Origin of the sequence: Megasphaera stantonii, from assembly GCF_003367905.1 — a bacterium.
GTDB classification, from domain to species: Bacteria; Bacillota; Negativicutes; order Veillonellales; family Megasphaeraceae; genus Megasphaera; species Megasphaera stantonii.
In genome coordinates this window covers 2,446,173-2,463,922 of record NZ_CP029462.1, presented here as the reverse complement: position 1 = coordinate 2,463,922, position 17,750 = coordinate 2,446,173, and the positions used below count along the sequence as shown (strand labels likewise).

The window sequence follows — 17,750 nt, the reverse complement described above, 5'->3', positions numbered from 1 at the left end:
CAATCCCTCCTCACTGCATGACGACGAGGTTGTCGCGGTGAATGACTTCTTCATATACGCCTTCGTGGCCGAGAATCTTTTCGATGTCGTCGGTCTTGTGGCGCTTAATGGCTTCGACGCTTTCGCTGTTGTAGTTGACGATGCCCTTGGCAATGACGAGGCCTTCGTACATGACGTTGACGATGTCTCCTTCGTGGAACTCGCCCTCTACGGCGGCGATGCCTACGGGCAGCAGGCTGGAACCGTGCTCGACGAGGGCGTTGCGGCAGCCTCCGTCTACGATAAGGCTCCCCTGAGCCTTGCTTCCCGACAGGAGCCAGCGCTTTTTCGTATGCAGGTTCGAATCCTTGGCCGTAAACCAGGTGCCGACGTCCTCGCCCTGGCAAATGCGGCGCAGGACGCCGTCTTCACTGCCCGAAGCGATGACCATGTCAACGCCTGACGAGGTGGCAATGGACGCGGCCTGTATCTTCGTGTACATTCCACCCGTGCCGATAGACGAGCCGGCTCCGCCGGCAATGTCGTAGACGTGCTTGTCCACCTCCGTCACGACGGGAATGATGCGAGCCTCGGGATGGGTCTGCGGATTGGCCGTATACAGGCCGTCTACGTCGGAGAGGATGATAAGCAAATCGGCTTCGATGAAATTGCTGACCATAGCCGACAAGGTGTCGTTGTCGCCGATTTTAAACTCGTCGATGGCTACGACGTCATTTTCGTTGATGATGGGGATGACGCCCATCTGCAGCATCGTCAGCAAGGTATTGCGAGAATTCATAAATTTCTTACGGTCCTGGGCATCCATGCGCGTCAGCAGTACCTGACCGACGTTCTGCCCGTATTCGCGGAACATCTTTTCATAAGTATGCATGAGGACGCCCTGCCCAACGGCGGCGACGGCCTGCTTTTCGCGGATCGTCTTGGGCCGCGCCGACAGCCCCAGCGGCCCCATGCCGGCGCTGACGGCGCCTGACGACACGAGAACCATTTCCTTCCCCTGATTTGCCAAATCGGCGATTTCCATTGCCAGCCGCTCGATGCGGTGGTAGTTGAGCTTCCCTGTCTCATGGGTCAGGGTGCTCGACCCTACCTTGACGACAATGCGATTTTTCTTTTGCAGCAATTCCCGGTTACCGGCCATGTTATCCCAACCTTACATCGTAATAAAATCGAAGTGCGATTTTTCATCTTTTTTCTTGAACAATACGCCGTAGTGGCCGATGACCTGCACCAGCTCGGCGCCCAGCATATCGGCCAGGTCTTCCATCGTTTCCCGCGTGTCCAGATTGGCGTTGTTCAGGACGTGGGCTTTGATGAGCTCCCGCGCCGTAATAGCCGCTCTGGCGCTGTCGATGACAGCGTCGCTCAGTCCTTCCTTGCCGATCTGCACGACCGACGGCATGAGACTGGCCATAGCTTTTAATTTCTTCTTATCTTTATTGTTCACTCTCATTGCTCCTTTTATTCGTGATATTCAAATTCCATTTCGCAGATGCGGACAGTATTTCCATCGTGAATGCCCTTTTCCTTCAGCAGCTTATCCAGCTCCATGTAGCGCCAGATGCGCTGGAAACGGCGCAGGGACTGGTCGTCGTCGAAGTTCGTCATGGCTACGAGGTTTTCAATACGGGGGCCCGTAATGACGAAAGCTCCGTCGTCGGCCCGCTTGACTTCGAAGTCCGGCTTATCCTGCGCCTTGTAGACGACTTCTTCGGCGATTTCTTCCGGCTCTTCGACGTACGTTTCCAGCAGCTCCCACAGCCGTTCGAGGAGGACTTCCAGCCCTTCACCGGTCATGGCGCAGATGGGGTATACTTCCTGTCCCCGTTCGTCCATGTAAGCTTTCAGCCGTTCCAGATTGTCCGAATCGCCGAGCATGTCGATTTTATTCGCCGCGATAATCTGTTTTTTCCGCGACAGCTTTTCGCTGTATTTGCGCAGCTCTTCGTTGATCTTTTCGTAATCCTCGATAGGGTCGCGGCCTTCCATGCCCGACACGTCGAGGACGTGAACCAGTATCTTCGTCCGCTCGATGTGGCGGAGGAAATCGTGGCCCAGGCCTACGCCTTCGCTGGCTCCTTCAATGAGGCCGGGAATGTCAGCCATGACGAAGCTGCGGTGATCGCTCAGGTCGACGACGCCGAGAATGGGGTTGAGCGTCGTAAAGTGATAGGCTGCCACTTCCGGCTGGGCTGCCGATACCTTGCGCAGGATGCTCGACTTGCCGACGCTGGGATAGCCCAACAGGCCGATGTCGGCCAATACCTTCAGTTCCAGGCGGAGCCACCGCTCTTCTCCCGGTTCACCCCGTTCGGCAAAGGTCGGAGTGCGGTTGGAACTGGAGCGGAAATGCCAGTTGCCCCGGCCGCCGCGGCCGCCTTTGGCTACGACAGCCTGCTGGCCGTCATGACTCAGGTCGGCGATGATCTGGCCCGATTCTTCGTCTTTTACGATCGTGCCTAAAGGAACCGTAATGAGCAGGTCTTCGGCGTTGCGGCCGTAGCAGTTCGCTCCCTGGCCCTTGCCGCCGGGCTTGGCCTTGAACAGGCGGCGGAAGCGGAAGTCGACGAGGGTGTTGACGTTGCGGTCGGCTACGAGGACGACGTTGCCGCCGTGGCCGCCGTCGCCGCCGTCAGGACCGCCCTTGGGGACAAATTTTTCGCGGCGGAAGCTGCTCATGCCGTCGCCGCCTTTTCCGGACTGTACAAAAATTCTGGCTCTATCGATAAACATATTTCACCTCATTGAATACGAAATGTCTGAAAAGGACGCTATATACAGAAAGAGACACAGCATACATATACCATGTCTCCTGTCTATCTGTCCTGCTATATACACTTAAAAAGGTACTGTTCAAATTTTAAAGCAAAACGGCTCGTCTGTAAAGTCATTTTGCGCAAGAAATTCAATTCGTTTACGGCTTCTGCAATAGTTCCATCGCTTTTTCCAGCTGATAGTCGACGGGATCGTTCGGCTGCAGGGGCACGACGACGTCGGGCTCGATGCCCTTGCCTTCGACTTCCCGCCCCTTCGTCGTCCGATACTTGGCTACGGTGACCTTTACGGCGTCGTCCTTCGTAACGGGATAGACGCCCTGGACGGTTCCCTTGCCGAAGGTGCGGACGCCGACGATGGGCCCCAGCTGCAAGTCCTGCACGTCGCCGGCGACGATTTCCGACGCGCTGGCTGAATTTTCATTGACCAGCACGACGAGGGGAATGACCTCGTCCGTCCCGTCGGCGACGAACTGCTCTTCCTGGCCGTCGCTGCTCGTATAGGACACGACGACGCTGTTCTTCGGCACGAAGTTGCTGGCCACCAGCGTCGCCTGGTCGACTAGCCCGCCGGGATTATTGCGCAGGTCGAGGATCATCTTTTTCATGCCCTGGGCCCGCAGGGACTGATAGGCTTCGGTAAATTCCCGACCCGTGTCCTCGCTGAACAAGGCAATGCGGATGTAGCCGATATCCGTCCCTTCGATCATCTCGCCGGCCGCCGTCTGCATGTGGATGTTGCGGCGTATCAAGGTCATGTCCTTGTCGGCGCCGTCGCGGCGGATCGTCAGGACGACGGACGTATTTTCCGGGCCGCGGATGGACAGGGATACGTCTTCCAGCTCCATTCCCGCCGTCGGCTGGCCGTCGATAGCCATGATGACGTCGCCCCGCTGCAGCCCCGCCTCGCTGGCCGGGCTGCCGTCGATGACGCCGGCAATGAACACGCCTTCGTTGGCCTGGCTGATGTACACGCCGATGCCGGCATAGGAGCCGGTCATCTGCTCCGTAAACATCTTGAATTCATCGCCGGTCAAATACGTCGAATGCTTGTCGCCCAACGTATCTACAACGCCCTTCATGGCCCCGTCGAGCAGGGCCTTCTTATCGACGTCGCCGGCATAATGATCCTCTACGACGGCAATGATGCGGAAAAACTTAAAAATCCCCATATAGTCGCCCGTCAATTCGTACGACAAGGCGGCCAGCAGCAGAAGAACCGAGGCGACGACCGTCGTAATCCACTGGAAAAAGGGCTTTGCTTCCTGAAAAAAACGCTTGATAGACTCTTTCATCGCAGCGCCGCCTTATAAGTAGGCCATGGGGTCTACAGGGTCCCCATTGGAACGCACTTCAAAGTGAACGTGGGGCCCCGTCGAGTTGCCCGTCGAGCCGGCATAGGCGATGGTTTGCCCTTTGGAGACCGACTGGCCGGCCGATACGGCCAGGGATTCGTTGTGGCCGTACAAGGTCGACAGGCCGTTGCCGTGATCGATGATGACGGCGTAGCCGTAGCCGCTGATCCAGCCGGCTTCCACGACGTAGCCGCTGTCGGCCGCCGCTACGGGCGTGCCGTAATCGACGCCGATATCCATGCCGCTGTGATAAATGGTCGAGCCGAATATAGGATGGACGCGGTAACCGTATTCGGACGTAATGACGCCGTTGACCGGCCACATCATAGCGCCGGACCCGCTGACGGGCTGATAGCTCGTGTATCCGCCTCCGCCCGACGACTGCTGGGCCGCCGCGGCAGCGGCTGCTGCCGCCCGTTCGGCCGCGCGCTGGCGGAGCATTTCGCCGATAGCTGCCGAAGACGCTTCCAATTCGCGGTACGCCGCTTCTGCCGTGGCCTTGTCGTTTTCAGCCTGATACAGAATAGCCTGCTGTTCCTTCTTATGTTCTTCGATTTCAGCCTTCTTCTGTTCCGCTTCGGCCTTCAGCTGTACCTGATGCTGCCGTTCCGCTTCCAGTTCCTGCCGTGCCTGATGGATGATGTCCCGCTGTTCCCGAATGGACGAAATCAGCTCCATGTCGGCGGCCACGACCCGGCGCAGCAGTTCGACGCGGTTGGCAAAGTCATTGAAGTCCTTGGCTCCCAGAATGACGTCGAGATAATTGAGCTGGCCGTGCATATAAATATCGCGGATGCGGACGCTGAACACGTCGAGACGCTTGTCGAGCTTAGCCTGTTCGGCTGCCAGCCGGGCTTCCGTATCCCTGATTTTGGCTTCCGTCTGGGCCAGCTGGTCGGAAATCGACTTGTATTCCGCTTCGGCGGCGTCGAGGTTTTCCTGGATGACCCGCAGCTTTTCAAAGACGCTGCCGATGACCGCTTCGGCTTCATTCTTCTTTTGTTCCTGTTCCGCCATCTGCTGCTGCACGTCGGCCAGCTGGTTCTGCAAATCCTCGTCTTCGGCGAAGGACGCGAAGCACGGGCTCAGCAAGGCCGATATGACCATGGCGGCTACGTATTTTTTCTGTTTCGTAAACGTAACCATACCTTACACCTTCATATACCGCTTCAACGAAATCGTACTGCCGATAGCCCCGATGACCATGCTGAGGAGCAGGAGGACGCCCCCCATTTGATACATGAAGGGGTACATGCCGACCATGGGCAGGAACGCCAGAGTACGGTGAATCGTCACCGTAATGAATTCATAAAACTGCAGCAGGGCCAGGTCGGCGATGACGCCGCCGATAAAGCCCAGGAACAGGCCTTCCAGCAGGAAGGGCCAGCGGATAAACCAGTTCGTCGCACCGACGTATTTCATGATACCGATTTCCTTGCGGCGGGCAAATACGGTCAGGCGAATCGTATTGGAAATGATGAACAGCGTCGCAAAGGTCAAGAGGATGATCAAGGCAATGCCGCCCCAGCGGACGACGGCCGTAATCTGAAACAGCTGCTCGATGATTTCCTGACCGTAATGGGAGCTTTCGACTTCCGGATATTCGGCGACAATAGCCGCCGTCTTTTTAACGGCTTCCGGATTGGTGAAGGTCAGCTCGTACGAGCTGGGCAGAGGGTTCTTCCCTTCCAGGGCATTCAGGATACCCGGCTGGTCCTTCATCCGTTCCTTCAGCTTTTCCATGGCCTGATCTTTATTGGTAAAGCTGAGTTCCTTGACATCGGGCAGAGCTTTCAGCCGGCGGCCGACGCTCATGACCTGGTCCGTCGTCAAGTCGTCCTTTAAATAGATGCTGATCTGCACCTGGCTCTCCAGATTTTCTGCGAAGTGATCCAAATTAGCGACGATAATCGTAAATACGCCTAAGATGAAAAAGGACAAGGCGACCGTCGCAATGGAGGCGATGGTCATGAAGCTGTTGCGCCAAAAAGACTTGACCGCTTCGGACACGAAGTACCGCATCGTTCTAATCTTCATCGCCGTATCCCCCTTTCTGTTCGTCCCGGGCTATTTTGCCGTCGACGATTTCGATAACCCGCTTGTTCATCAAATCGACCATCTGCTTATCATGGGTAACCATGAGGACCGTCGTACCCATGTGGTTGATTTTCTTAAACGTTTCCATAATATCCTTGGATGTATCCGGGTCCAGGTTGCCCGTCGGTTCGTCGGCTATGAGCAACAGAGGGCGGTTTACGATTGCCCGGGCGATAGCTACGCGCTGCTGTTCGCCGCCGCTCAGGTTCTGAGGCAGGTCATCGGCCTTGCTCAGCAGGCCGACCAGGTCGAGAACCGTCCGCACCCGCTCTTTAATGACCTTCCGCGGCGATTCGATGACTTCCATGGCGAAGGCCACGTTTTCCGCAGCCGTCTTATTGGGCAGGAGGCGGAAATCCTGGAAGACGATCCCCATTTTGCGCCGCAGATAAGGCACGCGGCTCTTAGGCAGCTTATTGACTTCTATCCCGTCGACGAAGACCGAGCCCTGGCTGGGCAGTTCTTCATGGGACAGCATCTTGATAAACGTCGATTTGCCGGCGCCGCTAGCGCCGACGACAAATACAAATTCGCCCTTGCCGATGTGCAGCGACACATGGCTCAAGGCTACGGAACCATTTTCATATACTTTTGATACGTCTTTGAAATCAATCATGGGAAACCTCTTTCCAAGTATCTGTGCAAACTGCGGCCCTAACGGCCGTCCGTATTTCTGCTCTTCAGCCGGGCCCGCAGGCTGTCTTTTCCTTCGATAATCCGCAGAGCCAAATAAGCGTTGCGCAGCGACTGGCGGCGCAGGTGATTGAGCCGCGCCTTCACGTCCGGCGCAATGCCTCCGGCAGCCAGCTTCTTCGTCACGTCGGCGACGAGATCCTCAGCAGCGACCGTCTCGACGGTACCGCAGAGCTCTTCTCCGATGAGCTGGATAAAGCTGTCTATCTTCGGATCGTAGGAAATAGCCGTCACGGGTACCTCCATGAGGGAGGCGAACACCAGGGCGTGCAGGCGGTTGGCAATGACGGCGTCCATGCAGCCGATGAGGGACATGAATTCCACCGTATTATAGCCTTCCCGCAGGACGACGGCTTCCGTTTCCATCATGGCGGCAATATCCTCGCCGGCCTTGACGTCGGCGGGATACTGCATGGGAATGAAGATGATGCGGGCATCCAGACGGCGCTGCAGCTCGTCGGCGGCCTTGGCAATTTCTTCTTTGTACCCCGTCATCCCCTGCCAGTCGCGGACGGCGATGCCGACGCGGGTCCGTATGCCTGTGACACCGGCTTTTTTCAGCAAGTAAAAGCCGATTTTTTTATCGACGGGATGCATGGAAAGGACAGCGTCGGCCGTGACGTGAACCGGCGGAGCCGTCACGCCCAGCGACGCCAGCTCCCGCTTCGATTCGCTGTCGCGGACGCCGATGACCGTCACCTGCTGCAGCACGCGCCGCACGGCCTGCCGGGCCTTCTCGCCCCGCACGGGACCTATGCCCTGGGCATAAAGCATGACGGGCTTATGGAAAAACAAGGCGATGCGCATGATGAGCAGGTAATAGTAGAGGCTGCGCGTACTGGTCACATCCTGGAGCAGGCTGCCGCCGCCGCTAATAAGAATATCACAGCGGCGAATAGCCGCTGCGATAGCTAAAAAGTTCATGCGGTGAACTGTATGTACGTTGTGATGTTTCCGGGTCATCTGGCAATTGCCCGTAATAACCGTAATCTCCACATGGGGCATGATGTCTCGCAGGGAGCCGATAATAGCCGACAGCATGGCCTCGTCGCCGGCGTTGGCAAATCCGTAATAGCCGGAAATAACGACCTTACTCACGGGGCTTCACCCGCTTTCCCAGCCAATTCGTAATGTACTCGAGGAAGGCGACGCCGCAGACGCCGATGATGCCTAAGGGCAGGCCCAGCAGCCAGCCGTCGATGCCCCGGATAAAGGACATGAGGAAGGGCGTGCGGATGTGGGCGAACGTTTCGACCATAGAGCCGACGCCTATCGTCGCGGCCAACACTAACAGGAAATGCAGTATCTGAGGCCATTTGCGGTACATGGCGGCGACCATGAGGAAAAACGCCGGATGGCCGACGAGAAATTCCTTTTCCCGCGGACGGGCGTACATGGCGTTTTCCAGAAAACGGCGCAGAGCCACTTCAAAATCGGGTACGGGAACGCCTGCCGTATGGCCGCTCCGTCCGACGAAAATGAAGGCCACCATGGCCAGCATGCCCAACAGGATGAGCGTCCCCATCTTGATGGGGATATTGAGGAAATCCTTTGCAAAGGCTGCGAAATCCTGCGGCGAGGCAATCGTCCGGCCCCACAGGGGGAAGCGGAGCAAATAGCCTGCGGCTACCAGCAGGATCGGCAGCACGAAGGTCAGCTTGACGCCGCGGTAAAAATCAAATTCCATAAAGAAGCGGATATTGCCGAGCATGGCCGCAATATACAGGCCGCCGATCATGGCGATAGCCACGGCGCAGGTCAGGCCGACGGCCCCGTCGCGGACGACTCGTCCGTACCCCAGGGGCGCGTCTATCGGCTTCTTTCTCCACCAATCCAGCAGGAGAAGCATGGCCGCTGTCGGCGACGCTACGGCGCAGCCGATAGCCATGAGCTGCAGGAACAGAGCGCTTTGAAACAGTACCGTTCCCCCGGCTCCGCCGACGACTGCCAGCGCCAGGAGAATATAATTTACCTTTTCCGATAAGGGAATGAACAGGTTCAGCACGAAGACAAACCCGCAGGCCGCAGCCGCAGCCGTCACGGCCAGCAGCAACGCGTTGGGATAATACCCTTCCATGATAGAGGCCCTGCCCAGCGTATAGCCCCGGTCTTTCAATTTCTGGGACGTTTCCTGAATATAGGATAGGTTCGTCTCCGTCAGGTTCATGCCATGGAGAGGCTTTTTATACAGGGGATACAAATTGACGCGGACGTTGCGCTCCAAATCGCTGATGTAAAAGCGCATGGCCGCTTCTTCCGGCGTAATCTTTTCCAGCTCTTCCTTGGACATGGCGTAAATACGTACCGTCTGATAATTTAGGAGGTCGGCCAAATCATACATGCCGTCCTGACGGTCGTACTGCAGCTGGTTAGCCGCTTCGATCATGTAAAAGGGCAGGCCCTGGGCCTTCATATGCTCCGCCGTCACAGCCAGCATCGCCTTGCGCTGCTCCTTGTCCGGCGTATAGCCCAGCACTTCCTTGCCGACGAACATGATGCCCGACACGTCGGGAATATCTGCGGCCCGCTGGAAAAACTGATCAATCTGCTCTTTCGATACGTTGCTGTAATTCGTCGGCCGCAGGATGACGTGGAACCCGCGGGCCGCAATGGCCTTGGCGTCAGCCGACAAGATTCCCAGATTCATATCGCCTAAAGCCGGCATAGCGCCGCGCAGTCCTAAGATGCGGTATTGGGAATTGGCAATGACGCCGACGCTGTCCGCGCCGAGGCGGGCCTTCAGATCCGCCGTAATTTCGTCGAAGTACGGGTCTTCCTTGTCCTTAGGCTGGCCGACGACGTAATAATCATAAGACAAATCGCCGATCTGCAGCTGCGGATAATACAGCTGGAAGCCCAGCCGCGTGATGAGCGATATGTCGCCCCGCTGGGTCAGCTTGTTCAGCGTCGTGTCGTATATGGTAAAGCTCGTAATGCCGGCCTGCCGGAATTTTTCCAGCGCCTCGTCAGTATCATAGCCGTCGTTGCGGACCATGCTGACGACGGCGTCGTAATCCATAGCCTGCTCGATCGTCATCGTCCGTTCTTCCACGGCGTAGCGCTGGACGCACATGTATATGGAGCAAAGGAGGCCGATGAGCACGGCGGCGATCATCAGCATGTTGCTGTAGCGATGTTGTTTTTCCATATTTCCACCTTACTTAATGAGCGGCCGTCTGGCCGTGTATAGTCAGCACGTCGCCGTGCATCGTCACGCTGTCCGGTACGATTCCCAGGGGAAATTCGCTGAAATCGTACACTTCGGCGCTGCCCAGACCACGGGCGCGGTACTTCATGCCGAAACCCTCGACGGTGACGTCGTCGGGAATGAACATGAGCTTTTTCTCATCCATGCCGAAGCGGCCGTGAATGACCGCCCGGGCGTTCAGCAGGCCGCCCAGCTTGGCCGAGCCGCTGACTTCAATCGTATCGCCCAGAAAGACGACCGACACGTCCTTCAGGCCGTCTACCTTTTCCACTAAAAAATTGCGCAGTTCATTGCTGCTGACAGACGCCGACATTTCGCCGTGCGCGGCAGAAGCCAGAGTCATCTGCTGGTCCAGCAAGGCGTCCATCGGGCTGAATTTTACGCCCTGCAGGTCGCAGTCAAAGCTGTCGAACATCAGGCCGCCGACGCGGAAGGCCTTGCCGTGGACGCTGACCGCATCGAGCTCGCCGAGGAGCACCTTCATGCCCGGCGAGGCCTCGACGCGCACGTCTTCCGGCTTGAGGTCCATCTTCTGGGACAAGGCGTAATGAAGAGCTACTTCCGCCGTCTTCGGGCCGAAGGCGTTGACGCCGACGAGAACCGCCGCCGCGATGATCAAAAGTGTGATTAGCTTTTTCATTTATATATCCTGTCTTGAAATCTTCTTATCCTTTTCCTGCTGCAGATAGCCTTCGATGAAGATATCTAAATCGCCGTCCATAACGGCCTGGATATTGCCCGTTTCCACGCCGGTGCGGTGATCCTTGACCAGGTTGTAGGGATGGAATACGTACGAGCGTATCTGGCTCCCCCATTCGATGGCCTGATGGACGCCGCCGATTTCGGCTTTCAGCTTTTCCTGCTTTTCCCGTTCCAATTCAAAGAGCTTGGCCCGCAGGTACTTCAAGCACATTTCCTTGTTCTGGAGCTGGGACCGTTCGTTCTGGCACTGGACGACGATACCCGTCGGCATATGGGTCATGCGGACGGCCGAGCTGGTCTTGTTGACGTGCTGGCCGCCGGCGCCGGAGGCACGGAAGTAGTCGACGCGGACGTCGTCCATGTTGATTTCTACGTCTACGTCGTCAGGCAGCTCGGGCATGACGTCTACGGCCGTAAAGGACGTATGGCGGCGCGCCGCCGCGTCGAAGGGGGAAATGCGGACCAGGCGGTGCACCCCTTTTTCCGACTTCAAATACCCGTAGGCATATTCGCCTTCAATCGTAAAGGCTGCGCTCTTGATGCCCGCTTCGTCGCCGGGCTGCATATCCATGACATTGATGCGGTATCCGTTGCGTTCGGCCCAGCGCATGTACATGCGGATGAGCATCTGCGCCCAGTCCTGGGCTTCGGTGCCGCCGGCGCCGGCATGGAAGGTGACGATGGCGTTGCACGTATCGTATTCATCGGAAAGAAGCAGGAGGATTTCCCTCTTTTCTACGTCTTTTACCAGTTCCTTATACTGCTTTTCGATTTCGCCGGCCAAATCGGCATCGCCTTCTTCCATGGCCAGCTCCAGGTAATCGCAGGCATCCTGCACCCGCTGTACCAGCTCTTTATGGCCTTCGACTTCGGCTTTCAGCTGCGTCGCTTCCTGGGAAATGGCCTTGGCCTTTTCCGGGTCGTTCCAAAAGTCCGGATCGCTCATCTGCATATCCAGATTCATAATTCGTTCTTCTTTTCGAGGTAAGCTAAAGTGAATCCCCGATTTCTTGTATTCTATTCTGCAAATCTTCCAAAGGCTTACGCAATTCTTCTAATAGCACAAGTATCACCATCTTTCATATATCAACATTAATTACCGATTATATCACAGGCATTCTCTTTTTTACAGAGAATTTACTTTCTTTTTCTGCATTTCAGCCTTAGTCCTGCTGCTGTTGCTTTCTCTGTTCTTCCCGTTCGATATCCTCGCGGCTGACGGGCTTGCTTTCTTCGTGCACTTCCGTCGCGCCCTGGAGCCGGTCTTCCGCCTTGGGCACGGGCTTGCTGTACGTTACCTGAATATGATAGAGGAAGGTAATGACCGTCCGCTTGATGGAATCGATCATTTCTTCAAACATTTCATAGGCTTCGAATTTGTATTCGACCAGAGGATTCTTCTGGCCGTACGCCCGCAGGTTGATGCCTTCCTTCAAGGCGTCCATGGCGTCGAGATGATCCATCCACTTGCTGTCGACGACGCGGAGCATAATGGCTTTTTCCAGCTCGCGCATCGTTTCAGCGCTGATTTCCTTTTCCCGTTCGTCGTACAAGGCGACGGCAATGTCTTTGAGTTTTTCCTGTACTTCGATGCGGCTGAGGTTTTCCAGTTCTTCTACCGTTACAGTTCCCTTGGGCACGAAGTACTGTTCCATCTGAGCCAGGAGGCCGGCAAAATCCCATTCTTCCGGATAGAGCTTTTCGTCGGCATACCGGTCCAGACCGTCGAGAATAATATCATCGACCATGCCGAGGATCGTATCGCGCAGCGATTCGGCGACGAGGACCTTGCGGCGCTGCCCGTACAGGACCTCACGCTGCTGATTCATGACGTCGTCGTATTCAAGGACGTACTTACGGATTTCAAAGTTGTGGCTTTCGACCTTCTTCTGAGCCTTTTCAATGGAGCGGGTAATCATGGAATGGGTAATCGGTTCGTCTTCGTCCATGCCCAGCTTGTCCATGAATTTAGAAATGTTTTCCGAGCCGAAAATACGCATGAGGTCGTCTTCCAGAGACAGGAAGAACTGCGTCGTGCCCGGGTCGCCCTGACGGCCTGCGCGGCCCCGGAGCTGGTTGTCGATGCGGCGGCTTTCGTGCCGTTCCGTACCGATGATCATCAGGCCGCCCAGCTCGGCTACGCCCTTGCCGAGCTTGATGTCCGTGCCGCGGCCAGCCATGTTGGTCGCGATGGTGACCATGTTCATCTGGCCGGCGTCTTTGATGATTTCCGCTTCCTTTTCATGATACTTGGCGTTCAGCACGTTGTGGACGATATTTTCTTTTTTCAGGAGCTGGCTGATGATTTCTGACTGGCTGATAGACGTCGTGCCGACGAGGATCGGCTGGCCCGTTTCGTGGCGCTTCTTGACTTCCCGGACGACGGCCCGGTATTTGGCGTGCTTCGTCTTGTAGATGACGTCGGGCAAGTCCTTGCGGATAGCCGGCTTGTTCGTCGGAATGACGTAGACGTCCAGCTTGTAAATCTTGTTGAATTCGTCTTCTTCCGTCTTAGCCGTACCGGTCATGCCGGCCAGCTTGTCGTACATGCGGAAGTAGTTCTGGAAGGTAATCGTCGCCAAGGTCTTGCTTTCGCCCTGTACCTTGACGTTTTCCTTCGCTTCGATGGACTGGTGGAGCCCGTCGCTGTAGCGGCGGCCGAACATGAGGCGGCCCGTAAATTCGTCGACGATGACGATTTCGCCGTCTTTGACGACATAGTCCTTGTCGCGGTGCATCATGAAGCGGGCCCGCAAAGCCTGGATGACCAAATGGTTCAAATCAAGGTGATCGTTATCGAACATATTCTTAATGCCCAACATCTTTTCGACCTTGGCAACGCCGCTTTCCGTCGGCGCGATGGTCTTTTGCTTTTCGTCCATCGTGTAGTCTTCTTTTTCAAAGGTCTTGACGATATGAGCCAGCGTATAGTACAAATCCGTCGATTTTTCGCCCGGGCCGGAAATGATGAGCGGCGTGCGGGCTTCGTCGATGAGAATGGAGTCCACTTCGTCGACGATGCAGTAGTTCAGGGGACGCTGTACCATCTGATCCTTGCTGATGACCATGTTGTCGCGCAGGTAGTCGAAGCCGAATTCGTTGTTCGTGCCGTACGTAATATCGGAATTATAGGCACGGCGGCGCTGTTCATACGTCAGGTCGTGGACGATAAGGCCGACGGACAATCCCAGGAACTTATAAATCTGCCCCATTTCCTCGCTGTCGCGCGTAGCCAGGTAGTCGTTGACCGTGACGACGTGGACGCCTTTGCCGGTCAGGGCGTTCAAGTAGACGGGCAGCGTCGCGACAAGGGTCTTGCCTTCGCCTGTACGCATTTCTGCAATGTCGCCGCGGTGCAGGACGATACCACCCAGAAGCTGTACGTCAAAATGGCGCATGCCGAGGACGCGGCGCGACGCTTCGCGCACGACGGCAAACGCTTCGGGCAGAATATCGTCCAGCGTTTCCCCTTCGGCCAGGCGGCGCTTGAATTCAAAGGTCTTCTCCTGCAGCGAAGAATCGCTCAAGGCCGTAAGCTTCGGTTCTAAGTCGTTAATATGGTGGACGATAGGCCACATCTTCTTTAATTCGCGTTCGGTATTATTGCCGAGCAGTCTCTGCATTATTTTATTAAACACGTAATAAGCCCTCCAATTGCAACTAAGTTATTGATACATATTTATATTCAATTATACATTGTATCAAAACAGGCCCTAAATGACAATACATTCTGCCCTTCCCCCCTCTCATCGGTCCCTCTGCGCCTCATCTTTTTACATTTTTTACTTATTCTATACATGATTTTCTGGTACAATATATGTGTACTCATATCACCTGCATCGAATTTATGTGGATATGACTATTTATCTCTTAGAAAGAAGGGTATATATGATAACCATTTCTGAAGAAACAAAAAAGACCTTTCAAGACAGATATCCCGAATTTGAAGACGCCTGTCAGGCTTTTTTCCGCCAGGAGCTTCCGGCAGGCCAATATAAGGGCATTTCCGGCAAATACGGCAGCTACGCCGAACGGGGCGGCAACAGCGGCATGCTGCGCATGCGGTTCTCCGGCGGCCGCGTCACAAAGGACCAGATCGCATTTTTAGCCCGGGCCATCGATACGTACCACGTACAGCTGGCTCATTTCACGACGGCTCAGGCCATTCAGTATCACAAGATGGACGGCCCCTCTATTTTATCCTTATATAAGGAATGCCTGGACCACGGCATTTACTGTATCGGAGGCGGCGGCGACAACCCCCGCAACATCACGGCCAGCCCGCTCCGCGGCGTAGACCCGAAGGAATTCTTCGACGTATCGCCCTACGTCGACGCGGCGGCTTCGTTCATCCTCACGCTCATTCCGGAGCTGCACCTGCCGCGGAAATATAAAATCGCTTTTTCCAACGGCACGGACAACGAAAGCCACGCCACCTTCAAGGATCTGGGCTTCTTAGCCAAGAAGAACGGCACCTTCGACGTCTATGCCGCCGGCGGCTTAGGAGCGGCCAACCCTCGTCTGGGTGTCAAGGTAGGCGAAGATGTAGCGCCGACAAAGATTTTGTATTATATCGACGCCTTCGCCCAAATGTTCATGGCCCACGGCGACTATAAGAACAGAGCCAGAGCCCGGTCCCGCTTCATGCCAGTCAATCTCGGCGACGAAGAATTCTGCAAGACCTTCCAGACCTTCCTGAAACAATCGCAGGAAAAAGACCTCTCCTTTATCCCCCAGGAATACGTCGTAGCCAAGAAGGCCCCGTCCTCGGCCAAGCCGAACATCGCCCGCATCCACAGCCAGAAGCAGGACAACCTCTACTACGTAGAATACCATCCCCTCGGCGGCACGCCGGACATGGCCGTATTCAAGAAGGCCCTGCAGTTCTTGTCTGACGTTGAAGATGCAGAACTCCGCCTGAACACGGACGAATCGCTCTACGCCGTCAACCTGACCGCGGAAGAAGCCATCGCCTTCGCCGCCATCACCGAAGAGGACACGGCGAAAAATACCTTTGAAAAATCGGTCTGCTGCATCGGCGCGGCCATCTGCCAGCAAGGCCTGCGCGATTCCCACGGCATGTGGCTGCGCACAGTCAAGGCCCTGCGCGGCAGCGGCGTCGACACGTCGTACCTGCCCAAGCTGCATATTTCCGGCTGCCCCTCGTCGTGCGCGGCCCAGCAGATCGGCGCCATCGGCCTGCGCGGCGCAGCTAAAAAAGTGGACGGCGATATGAAGCCGGCCTTTACGGTCTTTGCCGGCGGCACCTATGCGACGCCGACACAGGAACGCTTCGGCGCGCAAATCGGCGTCATTACGGAAGACAACATCCCCGCCTTCCTGACGGCCTTGGCCGAAACACTGAAAACCAAGGGCCAAACCTTTGACGAATGGTACGGAGCCCATACCGATGAGTTTGCGTCGCTGGTTTCTTCCTTCGAATAACATATCTAAACGGCAAAAGCCGGGAGAACCCAAACGAATGGGCTCTCCCGGCTTCTTTATATTGCCTTCGGCATGATTATTTTACATTCTTTTTCGTCGCGTTGCTGCGGATATCCACTTCGACGAGCCGTTCTACCTCATCGCCGCGGACGCCGATGAAGTAATTGGTAAAGTTCGCCGTCGAGCAGGAGTGATTCGGAATGATGCAGATCTTATCGCCGACCTTCAAATCAGTTTTTCCATTGACGTGAATTTTCCCTACTTCTTCTGACAGCCCGTCTACGCATAACTCCGGATGGCCCTTGACCGTGCCGTACCCTACGATAGACGTATTGCCGTGGGCTCCCTGATCGAGCCCCAGGCATTTCGTGCCGGCATCGCAGATAAACAAGTCTTCCGACGGATGGGACACGACAGATGCCAGTACGTACAGCGCGCATTCTTCTTCCGAAGCGGTCTGCGTAGACAACTGAATCGTATCGTTGAAGATGTAGTTGCCCGGATGATAGATGGAGATGTGCTCGTCGGCAATATTCTGGGCAAAGGTAGGCGTAGAACCGCTGGAAATGATATCCACAGTATAGCCTGCCTTTTTCAGCGCTTCTGCCGCCGCTGCCATGCTGCGGGCTTCATCTTCGCAATAGCCTGCCAGATCTTCATGGCTGCATGCGCCGTATACATGGCCCGGATGGGTAGAAATCCCCTTAAATACCAGATGGTCGCAGGCTTTCAACGCGTCAGCCAAGGGAACGACCTTATCGGGAGCCACACCGAAGCGGTGAAGGCCGCTGTCTACAATAATCGTGTACTGCACGGAAACGCCCTGTTTAGCCGCCTGTTCCTGAATTGCCTTAGCCGCGTCTTCCCCGTCAATGCGGATGATAAAATTGCACTTCTGCGACAAGGCGATGACCCGATCGATAGACACGTTCGTCGCTACGGGATAGGCATACATGATATTTTGGATGCCTGCGGCGCACAAGGCTTCCGCTTCGTCCAGCGTGCCGCACAAAAATCCCGTGCAACCATATTGCTGCTGCAATAACGCTAGTTCCGTGCTCTTATGCGTCTTGACCATCGGCCAAATCTGCTTTCCGTGCGCCGCAGCCAAGTCGGCGTACTTCTTCAGGTTATGTTCCATATAATCCAAATTCAACAAAATAGCCGGCGTATACACTTGATCAATTTTCATATTCACATATCTCCCTTCTTGTACAAATCCTTCTTGTACAAATACAGTAAAAAATGTAATCAATTATTTTTTGTTAAACCGTAAATGTGCTGCAAATACAGAGCTCCTGCACTAAAGCGACTTCGTACTGCTGTTTTTAAGCACATTTTATTTAATCCAATTATATTAAATACAATTTTATTTGTCAATCGTATAATTAAATACAATTAAATTAAATAAATATATATTACATTGCATTCATAGAAAAACAGAGCAGCCATTGCTATTGCATCTTCTGCTGCTCT

Annotated in this window: 14 protein-coding genes; 1 reads left to right on the top strand and 13 read right to left on the bottom strand. The window is 55.3% G+C overall.

All coding sequences use genetic code 11. The annotated features are described in order from the left end of the window. Positions 1-10 precede the first annotated feature (10 nt). The 12 genes from proB to secA form a co-directional block, all read right to left on the bottom strand. Positions 11-1,141, bottom strand: coding sequence for a glutamate 5-kinase (gene proB / locus DKB62_RS11625; protein ID WP_107195266.1), 1,131 nt, complete (start codon positions 1,139-1,141; stop codon positions 11-13). 12 nt (positions 1,142-1,153) lie between these two features. Next, positions 1,154-1,447, bottom strand: a complete 294-nt coding sequence (locus tag DKB62_RS11620; protein ID WP_107195267.1) for a YhbY family RNA-binding protein — start codon at positions 1,445-1,447, stop codon at positions 1,154-1,156. Between the two features lie 14 nt (positions 1,448-1,461). Further along, positions 1,462-2,733, bottom strand: a complete 1,272-nt coding sequence (gene obgE, locus DKB62_RS11615) for a GTPase ObgE (RefSeq protein WP_107195268.1) — start codon at positions 2,731-2,733, stop codon at positions 1,462-1,464. Between the two features lie 181 nt (positions 2,734-2,914). Then, positions 2,915-4,069 carry a S41 family peptidase gene (locus tag DKB62_RS11610; protein ID WP_107195269.1) on the bottom strand — a complete coding sequence of 385 codons (1,155 nt, stop codon included), beginning with the start codon at positions 4,067-4,069 and terminating at the stop codon, positions 2,915-2,917. Between the two features lie 12 nt (positions 4,070-4,081). Then, positions 4,082-5,275 carry a murein hydrolase activator EnvC family protein gene (locus tag DKB62_RS11605; protein WP_087477505.1) on the bottom strand — a complete coding sequence of 398 codons (1,194 nt, stop codon included), beginning with the start codon at positions 5,273-5,275 and terminating at the stop codon, positions 4,082-4,084. Between the two features lie 3 nt (positions 5,276-5,278). Beyond that, complete coding sequence (gene ftsX / locus DKB62_RS11600; protein ID WP_107195270.1) at positions 5,279-6,166, bottom strand: permease-like cell division protein FtsX; 888 nt, start codon at positions 6,164-6,166, stop codon at positions 5,279-5,281. Continuing rightward, positions 6,156-6,842, bottom strand: coding sequence for a cell division ATP-binding protein FtsE (gene ftsE / locus DKB62_RS11595; protein ID WP_107195271.1), 687 nt, complete (start codon positions 6,840-6,842; stop codon positions 6,156-6,158). Before ftsE ends, ftsX begins: the two co-directional genes overlap by 11 nt. A 38-nt stretch (positions 6,843-6,880) precedes the next feature. Next, entirely contained in the window at positions 6,881-8,017 is a 1,137-nt protein-coding gene (csaB, locus tag DKB62_RS11590) for a polysaccharide pyruvyl transferase CsaB (RefSeq protein WP_107195272.1), read from the bottom strand. Continuing rightward, positions 8,010-10,067 (bottom strand): DUF5693 family protein, encoded by a 2,058-nt coding sequence (locus tag DKB62_RS11585; RefSeq protein ID WP_107195273.1) that lies wholly within the window; start codon positions 10,065-10,067, stop codon positions 8,010-8,012. Before DKB62_RS11585 ends, csaB begins: the two co-directional genes overlap by 8 nt. A gap of 13 nt (positions 10,068-10,080) precedes the next feature. Continuing rightward, the gene (locus DKB62_RS11580) at positions 10,081-10,767 is read right to left on the bottom strand and encodes an LmeA family phospholipid-binding protein (protein ID WP_107195274.1); all 687 of its coding nucleotides are present in this window, start codon (positions 10,765-10,767) and stop codon (positions 10,081-10,083) included. Next, a protein-coding gene (gene prfB, locus DKB62_RS11575) for a peptide chain release factor 2 (protein WP_239478010.1) occupies positions 10,768-11,905 on the bottom strand; the annotation gives its coding sequence in 2 pieces (ribosomal slippage) (positions 10,768-11,832 and positions 11,834-11,905; 1,137 coding nt in all). Between the two features lie 87 nt (positions 11,906-11,992). After that, the gene (gene secA / locus DKB62_RS11570) at positions 11,993-14,467 is read right to left on the bottom strand and encodes a preprotein translocase subunit SecA (protein ID WP_087477512.1); all 2,475 of its coding nucleotides are present in this window, start codon (positions 14,465-14,467) and stop codon (positions 11,993-11,995) included. Between the two features lie 250 nt (positions 14,468-14,717). Between secA and DKB62_RS11565 the strand changes: the two genes are divergently transcribed. Beyond that, positions 14,718-16,274, top strand: coding sequence for a nitrite/sulfite reductase (locus DKB62_RS11565; protein ID WP_107195275.1), 1,557 nt, complete (start codon positions 14,718-14,720; stop codon positions 16,272-16,274). 76 nt (positions 16,275-16,350) lie between these two features. Here DKB62_RS11565 and DKB62_RS11560 read toward each other — a convergent pair whose 3' ends face one another. Beyond that, on the bottom strand, positions 16,351-17,466 hold the full coding sequence (locus DKB62_RS11560; protein ID WP_087477514.1) for an alanine racemase: 1,116 nt from the start codon (positions 17,464-17,466) through the stop codon (positions 16,351-16,353). Positions 17,467-17,750: the final 284 nt, after the last annotated feature.

Excerpts from the sequence above, each read along its gene's own strand:
- DKB62_RS11585 (WP_107195273.1), bottom strand. The coding sequence starts at position 10,067 with ATGGAAAAACAACATCGCTACAGCAACATGCTGATGATCGCCGCCGTG.
- DKB62_RS11565 (WP_107195275.1), top strand. The coding sequence starts at position 14,718 with ATGATAACCATTTCTGAAGAAACAAAAAAGACCTTTCAAGACAGATAT.
- ftsE (WP_107195271.1), bottom strand. The coding sequence starts at position 6,842 with ATGATTGATTTCAAAGACGTATCAAAAGTATATGAAAATGGTTCCGTA.
- ftsX (WP_107195270.1), bottom strand. The coding sequence starts at position 6,166 with ATGAAGATTAGAACGATGCGGTACTTCGTGTCCGAAGCGGTCAAGTCT.
- DKB62_RS11610 (WP_107195269.1), bottom strand. The coding sequence starts at position 4,069 with ATGAAAGAGTCTATCAAGCGTTTTTTTCAGGAAGCAAAGCCCTTTTTC.
- DKB62_RS11580 (WP_107195274.1), bottom strand. The coding sequence starts at position 10,767 with ATGAAAAAGCTAATCACACTTTTGATCATCGCGGCGGCGGTTCTCGTC.
- DKB62_RS11605 (WP_087477505.1), bottom strand. The coding sequence starts at position 5,275 with ATGGTTACGTTTACGAAACAGAAAAAATACGTAGCCGCCATGGTCATA.
- proB (WP_107195266.1), bottom strand. The coding sequence starts at position 1,141 with ATGGCCGGTAACCGGGAATTGCTGCAAAAGAAAAATCGCATTGTCGTC.
- DKB62_RS11560 (WP_087477514.1), bottom strand. The coding sequence starts at position 17,466 with ATGAAAATTGATCAAGTGTATACGCCGGCTATTTTGTTGAATTTGGAT.
- obgE (WP_107195268.1), bottom strand. The coding sequence starts at position 2,733 with ATGTTTATCGATAGAGCCAGAATTTTTGTACAGTCCGGAAAAGGCGGC.